Below are 7341 nucleotides of genomic sequence, written 5' to 3' on the forward strand. Positions count from 1 at the left end.
GTTTTCGCTTTCGTCCGGCGCGCCGCTTCAGCGGCGCGTGCGGGCGCAGCCTTGCCGCAGGAAACCCCGCATGTCCCTCATCGCTTCCCTGGGCGCCCTGGAGATAGGCCTGATCTTTGGCCTGGTCGCCTTGGGCGTCTTCATCTCCTTTCGCGTCATCAACTTCCCCGACCTGACGGTGGACGGCAGCTTCCCGCTCGGCGGCGCCGTGGCCGCCACGCTGATCGTGGCCGGCTGGAACCCGCTGGCCGCGACCGTTGTCGCCATGCTGGCCGGCGCCGCCGCCGGCGCGCTCACGGCCTGGCTGCACGTTGGGCTGCGCATCATGCAGTTGCTGGCCAGCATCCTGGTGATGATCGCCCTGTACTCGATCAACCTGCGCGTGATGGGCAAGCCCAACGTGGCGCTGATCACCGAGCCCACGCTGTTCAGCCTGTTCACCTTCAACGACTGGCCGGACTACGTCTTCAAGCCGCTGCTCATGCTGGCCGTGGTCGCGGTGGTGAAGGGGCTGCTGGACCTGTTCTTCGCCTCCGAAGCCGGCCTGGCCATGCGCGCCACGGGCAACAACGCCCGCATGTCGCGCGCCCAGGGCATCTCCACCGACCGCTTCACCATCTACGGCCTGGCGCTGTCCAACGCGCTGGTGGCGCTGGCCGGGGCCTTGTTCGCGCAGTCGCAGGGCGGGGCGGACATCTCCATGGGCGTGGGCACCATCGTCATCGGCCTGGCCGCCGTCATCGTGGGCGAGACGCTGCTGCCGGCACGCGGCCTGGTGCTGGCGACGCTGGCCTGCGTGCTGGGCGCCGTGCTCTACCGCTTCTTCATCGCCGCCGCGCTCAACAGCGACTTCCTGGGCCTGCAGGCGCAGGACCTCAACCTCGTCACCGCCGTGCTCGTGGCGCTGGCGCTGCTGAGCCCCCAGCTCAAGCGCAAGCTGGGCAAGCGCAAGGCACCGGCCTCGCTTGCTTCGACCCAGTCGGCCAAGGCCGGCAATACCGCGACGACCAAGGAGGCCCTGTGATGCTGCGCGCCCAACGACTGGAAATCACCTTCAACCCCGGCACGCCCATCGAGAACCGCGCGCTGCGCGGGCTGGACCTGGACATTCCCAGCGGGCAGTTCGTCACCGTGATCGGCTCCAACGGCGCGGGCAAGTCCACCTTCCTCAACGCCATCAGCGGCGACCTGCTGGTGGACAGCGGCCGCATCGAGATCGCCGGCGAGGACGTCACGCGGCGCAACGCCTGGCAGCGCAGCGCGCTGGTGGCGCGCGTGTTCCAAGACCCCATGGCCGGCACCTGCGAGGCGCTGAGCATCGAGGAAAACATGGCGCTGGCCTGGAAGCGCGGGCAGGGCCGGGGCCTGGCGCTCACGCTCAACAAGCAGGTGCGCGAGCTGTTCCGCGCCAAGCTGCGCACGCTCAACCTGGGCCTGGAGAACCGGCTGGCCGACCGCATGGGGCTGCTCTCCGGCGGCCAGCGCCAGGCGGTGAGCCTGCTGATGGCGTCGCTGCAACCGTCCAAGCTCTTGCTGCTGGACGAGCACACCGCGGCGCTGGACCCGCGCACGGCAGCCTTCGTCCTGGAGCTGACCGACCGCATCGTGCGCGAGCAGCAGCTCACCGCGCTGATGGTCACCCACAGCATGCGCCAGGCCCTGGACCACGGCCACCGCACCGTGATGCTGCACCAGGGCCGCGTGGTGCTGGACGTCAGCGGCGAGCAGCGCCAGGGCCTGGACGTGCCGGACCTGCTGCGCATGTTCGAGCGCACGCGGGGCGAACGCATCGACGACGACAAGCTGCTGCTGGCTTGACCGGCTTGCTGCCAGCCGTGAGCCGTGAGCCGTGAGCCGTAAGCCAACACGCCACGCTCCCTACTTCGTCATTCCCGCGCAGGCGGGAATCCAGGCGGTCCCACGCCGGCGCGCAGGGACCGTGCAGGAACGCCAGGGCCCAGGCCTCGGCACGCCGCGACATGAGCGGGCGGCCGGCTTGGGGGCCGCCTGGATCCCCGCCTGCGTGGGGATGACGAGTCAGTTAGCGACGCATGCCGGTTTCCGGCAAGCCCCCCGATTTCTTGCCCTGGCCACACCCGAAAACGCCAAGGCTCACCAGGAGACCTCCCATGAAAGACCTGCTCCAGCGCTTCGAGAACAAGCCGCCCGCCATCGTGTTCGAGTGGCATGACGACCAGACGCCCGCGCGCGGCTGGGTGGTGATCAACAGCCTGCGCGGCGGCGCCGCCGGGGGCGGCACGCGCATGCGCCGCGGGCTGGACCGGCGCGAGGTCGAGTCGCTGGCCAAGACCATGGAGGTGAAGTTCACCGTGTCCGGCCCCGCCATCGGCGGCGCCAAGTCCGGCATCGACTTCGACCCGGCCGACCCGCGCAAGGCCGACGTGCTGCGCCGCTGGTACAAGGCCGTCGCCCCGCTGCTCAAGAGCTACTACGGCACGGGCGGCGACCTCAACGTGGACGAGATGCACGAGGTCATCCCCATCACCGAGAGCCACGGCCTGTGGCACCCGCAGGAGGGCGTGGTCAACGGCCACTTCAACCCCGGCGAGAGCGAGCGCATCCGCAAGGTCGGCCAGCTCCGGCGCGGCGTGGCCCACGCCGTGGAGGACGCGCGCTACACCCCCGACGCCGCGCGCCGCTACACGGTCGCCGACCTCATCACCGGCTGGGGCGTGGCCGAGTCCGTGCGCCACCAGCAGCGGCTGTGGGGCCGCGAGCTGCAGGGCAAGCGCGTCATCGTCCAGGGCTGGGGCAACGTGGGCGCCACGGCCGCCTACTACCTGGCCCAGGCCGGCGCCAAGGTGGTGGGCATCATCGACCGCGAAGGCGGCCTGCTGCGCCCGGCGGGGTTCACGTTCGACGAGGTGAAGGCGCTGTTCCTGAACCGCCGCGGCAACCAGCTCGCCGCCGACGACCTGCTGCCTTTCGAAGAGATCAACCGCCGCATCTGGAGCGTGGGCGCCGACATCTTCCTGCCCTGCGCCGCCTCGCGCCTGGTGACGCAGCAGCAGGTGGACGCCATGGTGGCGGGCGGCCTGGAAGTCATCGCCTGCGGCGCCAACGTCGCCTTCGCCGACAGCGAGATCTTCTACGGGCCCATCCAGGAATACGCCGACGGCCGCGTGTCCGTGATCCCGGACTTCGTTGCCAACTGCGGCATGGCGCGTGCCTTTGCCTATCTCATGGGTGAGGGCGCCCACGGGGACGAGGCCGTCTTCGGCGACGTTTCCGCCACCATCCTCAACGCCCTGCAGCGCTGCCGCGAGCGCTCGGTGGAGCCCACGGGGCTGGCCCGCACCGCCTACACCCTCGCGCTGGACCAGCTGGTCTGAACGCCTGAATCGATTCCTAAGGAGAAACCGCCATGTCCGACCTGTTCGAGAACCCCATGGGCCTGATGGGCTTCGAGTTCATCGAGTTCGCCTCGCCCACGCCCGGCCTGCTGGAGCCGCTGTTCGAGAAGCTGGGCTTCACCCTGGTGGCCAAGCACCGCTCCAAGGACGTGCTGCTCTACCGCCAGGGCGACATCAACTTCATCGTCAACAACGAGCCGCAGAGCGTGGCCTCGTACTTCGCCGCCGAGCACGGCCCCTCGGCCTGCGGCATGGCCTTCCGCGTCAAGGACTCGCACAAGGCCTACAACCGCGCGCTGGCGCTGGGTGCGCAGCCCGTTGAAATTCCCACGGGGCCGATGGAGCTGCGGCTGCCGGCCATCAAGGGCATCGGCGGCGCGCCGCTGTACCTGATCGACCGTTTCGAGGATGGCAAGAGCATCTACGACATCGACTTCGAATTCCTGGACGGCGTGGAGCGCCACCCGGCCGGCCACGGCTTCAAGGTCATTGACCACCTCACGCACAACGTGTACCGCGGGCGCATGGCGTACTGGGCTTCGTTCTACGAGAAGCTCTTCAACTTCCGCGAGATCCGCTACTTCGACATCCAGGGCGAGTACACGGGCCTGACCTCCAAGGCGATGACGGCGCCGGACGGGATGATCCGCATCCCGCTCAACGAGGAGTCCAAGAAAGGCTCCGGCCAGATCGAGGAGTTCCTGATGGCCTTCAACGGCGAGGGCATACAGCACGTGGCGCTGCTCACCGACGACATCCTGGCCAGCGTGGACGCGCTGCAGATGGCGGGCATCCCGGTGATGACGGCGCCCAACGACATCTACTACGAGATGCTGGAGGAGCGGCTGCCCGGCCACGGCCAGCCGGTGGAGGAGCTCAAAGCCCGCGGCATCCTGGTGGACGGCACCACCCGCGACGGCAGCAAGCGGTTGCTGCTGCAGATCTTCTCGCAGTCCCTCATGGGCCCGGTGTTCTTCGAGTTCATCCAGCGCAAGGGCGACGACGGCTTCGGCGAGGGCAACTTCAAGGCGCTGTTCGAGAGCATGGAGCGCGACCAGATCCGCCGCGGCGTGCTGGAGACGCAGGAGGCTTGATGCGCTTGGGCGGCCGGCGGCGCGGTGGGCGCCGGTCGCCGTTTCTCACGGTCCAGGCAGCACCCCCGGCAGGAACTCGATCCCCGTGCGATCCACCAGTTCCTTGTAGGTGATGGGCGGCGCCACCTTGGCCTCGTTGCTGTTCTCCACCCAGTAGGCCCAGGCGCGGCGGGTGGAGGCGTCGTAGACCAGCTTGTAGAGATAGCTGGGCACCCACACGCCGTCGCCAATGGTGCGCGGCTGGCGCTGGCGCGGGAACACCGGGCCGGTGAACACGTACACCGGGCCGGCGGCGCGCATCACGTAGCGGCGCGTGGACTTCTCGATCTCGGCCCAAGTGCGCTGGTTGTTGATGCGGGCCTGCGGCACCACGTTGGCCAGCGAGAAGGACTGCGCCATGGCCTGCGCCGTGGGCATGTTGGCCGCGGCGGCCATGTGGCCGCGGTCGTAGCCGCTGCCCTTGTAGTCCTCCAGCGTCGCGCGCTCGGCGCTGGGCAGGCGGGCGTCGGGGAAGAAGCGGTTGGTGCGCTCCTCGTCCTTGGCGTCCAGCAACTGCTCGCGGGTGAGCTTTTCCACCGTGTACAGCGGCGTCTTGCTGCGCCCGGAGTAGAGCGTGGCGAAGGCGTCGTAGCACAGCTCGCGCGTGGCGCCGGCCGGCACGGCCACGCGCGGCGGCTGCGCCGTCGGGAAGATGGCCTTGCATTGGTTGAAGCCCTGCGCCTGCGCGAGCGTGGCCAGCAGCGCCAGGCCCAGGGCCGGCAGCAGCCGCTTCGTGGATCTCAGGGGAAAGGACGACGGGGGGGTACTGCGGGGTACTGCGGGGTACTGCGGGGAACAACAACATCGGGGGCGGCCGGTACGGCACCGCAAGGCGCCGCTGTGGGCGCCGACTGCAGATGGCGAAGAAGTGAGGACGGCCGCGAGCTTAAGGCCCGCACCGGCCGCTCCCGGGACGCGTCGCGCGGGTGCGACGCCGCTTCTTCACGGCCGGCCTTGCGCCGGCACCGCCCCGGCCGCGCTGCTTCAGGGCAGCACGCGGCGCGGGCGCTGCGGCGCCTCGTCCGGGCGGGGCTGCGCTGCCAGCCGCGCTTCCAGCCCAGGCATCTGCAGCGTGCGGGTGGGGAAGGCGAAGTCCACGCCGAGCTGGCGGAACTCGCGCATCAGCGTCAGGTTGACGCGCTGCTGTATGTCCATGTAGAGGTTGTAGTCGGCCGACAGGACGAAATAGACCACCTCGTAGTCCAGCGAGCTGTCGCCGAAGGCCATGAAGTGGGCCCGGTCGAACTTGGTCTTGTCCTGCGACTCGATGGCGCGGCGCACGAGGGCCGGCACGGCCTCGGCCTGCTCCGGCGTGGCGCCGAAGCTCAGGCCGAACTTGAAGACCACGCGGCGCTTTTCCATGCGCTTGTAGTTGTTGATGGTCTGCTTGAGCAGCTCGGTGTTGGAGATGACGATCTGCTCGCCGCTGAGCGCGCGGATGCGCGTGGTTTTCAGCCCAACCTGCTCCACGCTGCCGGCCACGCCGGCGAGGGTGATGAAGTCGCCCACCTCGAACGGCTTGTCCACGGCGATGGACAGCGAGGCGAACAGGTCGCCCAGGATGTTCTGCACCGCCAGCGCCACGGCCACGCCGCCCACGCCCAGGCTGGCCACCAGCGCCGTGATGTTCACCCCCAGGTTGGCCAGCATGGCCAGCAGCACCACGGCCCACAGCACCGTGCGCAGTGCCCAGCGCAGGAGCGTGGCGGAGGTGCTGACCTGCGTGGCCATGCCGCCCGCGCCATGGCGCTCCTCGTAGCGGCGCAGGCCGATGGCGATGGCGCGGTTGCCCCACAGGCCGAACTGCAGCGCCAGCGTGAGGAACCAGAGCTGGCTCACGCGCGTGCTCCAGCGCGCGGGCAAGTCCAGCATGGAAAGGCCGATGAGCAGCGCCGTCACCAGCAGCAGCGCGCGGCTGGTGCACTGCAGCAGGTCCACGAGCAAATCGTCGACGCGGTTGGTGGTGCGGTGCGCCACGGCGCTGGCGCGGCGGGTGAGAAAGCGCAGCGCCAGCCGCATGGCGATCCAGCTCGCCAGCGCCGCGGCCAGCGCCGTGGCCCAGCTCAGCGCCGAGGCGCCTAGGAACGTGGTGGTGGTGAATCCGTCGAAATCTGCCCAACCCGGCATGCCCAAGTGCTCCTTGTGTGCGGCCGCGCCCGCGCCGCTGACGCGGGCGCGGCGGCGGTTTTCCGCGATTGCGGCACTGCAGCAAGGCGCGCACCCGGGGGTGGCGGCGCGTCGGGAAGGCCGTTGGCGAAGCGGCTTACCCCCTGCGGGCGCCACGGCATGGGACGCGGCGGCCGCCGTCGCCGGCACGCCCGCCTGGGCCTGATGCAGCTCAAGGCCGAGGCCGCCCTTGGGCGGCAGCCTGCGCGCCATGTCCTGCGTGTCCTCCTTGCCGCCGTCGTCCGCGGCGCGCCGCTCCTGGCATCCGCGCCATTGGCTTGCTTCGCCCGCCCGCCTGGGGTTCGTGGCCGGGGCCTTCGTGCTCGCCCTGGGCGCGCTGGGGTGGGCCGCCCGGCTGTGGTGGCCCGGCCCGGCGGGCCGCGTGCCCCTGGGCGCCGGGCATGCGCTGTGGGCGGCCTGGGGCTTCATGCCGCTGTTCGTTGCCGGCTTTCTCTGCACGGCCGGCGCGCGCTGGGTGCAGGCGCCGCCGGTGAAGGCCGCGGCGCTGCTGCCGGCGGTGGGCGCACAGCTCGCGGGCTGGCTGGCGTTCGGCCTCGCGCTGGCGGACGGCGGCGCACAAGCCCCGCTGATGGCCGGCATGGGGCTGGCCTGTGTCGCGGCCGGCTGGAGCGGCGCCGTGCTGCGGCTGTGGCGGCTGCTGCGCGCGG

The 7341-nt window shown here is 70.3% G+C and carries 7 protein-coding genes; 5 read left to right on the forward strand and 2 right to left on the reverse strand.

Going from position 1 to position 7341, the window contains the following annotated elements; genetic code table 11:
* Nucleotides 1-70 precede the first annotated feature (70 nt).
* The 4 genes from SM757_RS29450 to hppD all read left to right on the forward strand — a co-directional run bounded on the left by SM757_RS29450 (nt 71) and on the right by hppD (nt 4468).
* Entirely contained in the window at nt 71-1024 is a 954-nt protein-coding gene (locus SM757_RS29450) for an ABC transporter permease (RefSeq protein WP_066341601.1), read from the forward strand.
* Complete coding sequence (locus tag SM757_RS29455) at nt 1024-1818, forward strand: ABC transporter ATP-binding protein (protein WP_066341603.1); 795 nt, start codon at nt 1024-1026, stop codon at nt 1816-1818. Before SM757_RS29450 ends, SM757_RS29455 begins: the two co-directional genes overlap by 1 nt.
* A 311-nt stretch (nt 1819-2129) precedes the next feature.
* Nucleotides 2130-3353: a Glu/Leu/Phe/Val dehydrogenase dimerization domain-containing protein gene (locus SM757_RS29460; RefSeq protein WP_322468074.1), complete on the forward strand. Its 1224-nt coding sequence runs from the start codon at nt 2130-2132 to the stop codon at nt 3351-3353.
* A 32-nt stretch (nt 3354-3385) separates the two neighbouring features.
* Nucleotides 3386-4468, forward strand: a complete 1083-nt coding sequence (hppD, locus tag SM757_RS29465) for a 4-hydroxyphenylpyruvate dioxygenase (protein ID WP_322468075.1) — start codon at nt 3386-3388, stop codon at nt 4466-4468.
* A gap of 45 nt (nt 4469-4513) precedes the next feature.
* Here hppD and SM757_RS29470 read toward each other — a convergent pair whose 3' ends face one another.
* Both SM757_RS29470 and SM757_RS29475 read right to left on the reverse strand, forming a co-directional pair.
* Nucleotides 4514-5338, reverse strand: coding sequence for a DNA/RNA non-specific endonuclease (locus tag SM757_RS29470; protein WP_322468076.1), 825 nt, complete (start codon nt 5336-5338; stop codon nt 4514-4516).
* Nucleotides 5339-5491: 153 nt separating this feature from the next.
* A complete protein-coding gene (locus SM757_RS29475) occupies nt 5492-6634 on the reverse strand; it encodes a mechanosensitive ion channel family protein (protein ID WP_084267592.1) in 1143 nt (380 codons plus the stop codon).
* Between the two features lie 250 nt (nt 6635-6884).
* Here SM757_RS29475 and SM757_RS29480 point away from each other — a divergent pair.
* A partial coding sequence (locus SM757_RS29480; RefSeq protein ID WP_322468077.1) for an NnrS family protein occupies nt 6885-7341 on the forward strand: 457 nt, incomplete at its 3' end.

The sequence above is a fragment of the Azohydromonas lata genome, assembly GCF_034427735.1.
GTDB lineage: Bacteria > Pseudomonadota > Gammaproteobacteria > Burkholderiales > Burkholderiaceae_C > Azohydromonas > Azohydromonas lata.

Bases quoted from the DNA above. Each gene is read 5' to 3' on its own strand.
- SM757_RS29450 (WP_066341601.1), top strand. From the start codon at position 71: ATGTCCCTCATCGCTTCCCTGGGCGCCCTGGAGATAGGCCTGATCTTT.
- SM757_RS29455 (WP_066341603.1), top strand. From the start codon at position 1,024: ATGCTGCGCGCCCAACGACTGGAAATCACCTTCAACCCCGGCACGCCC.
- SM757_RS29460 (WP_322468074.1), top strand. From the start codon at position 2,130: ATGAAAGACCTGCTCCAGCGCTTCGAGAACAAGCCGCCCGCCATCGTG.
- hppD (WP_322468075.1), top strand. From the start codon at position 3,386: ATGTCCGACCTGTTCGAGAACCCCATGGGCCTGATGGGCTTCGAGTTC.
- SM757_RS29475 (WP_084267592.1), bottom strand. From the start codon at position 6,634: ATGCCGGGTTGGGCAGATTTCGACGGATTCACCACCACCACGTTCCTA.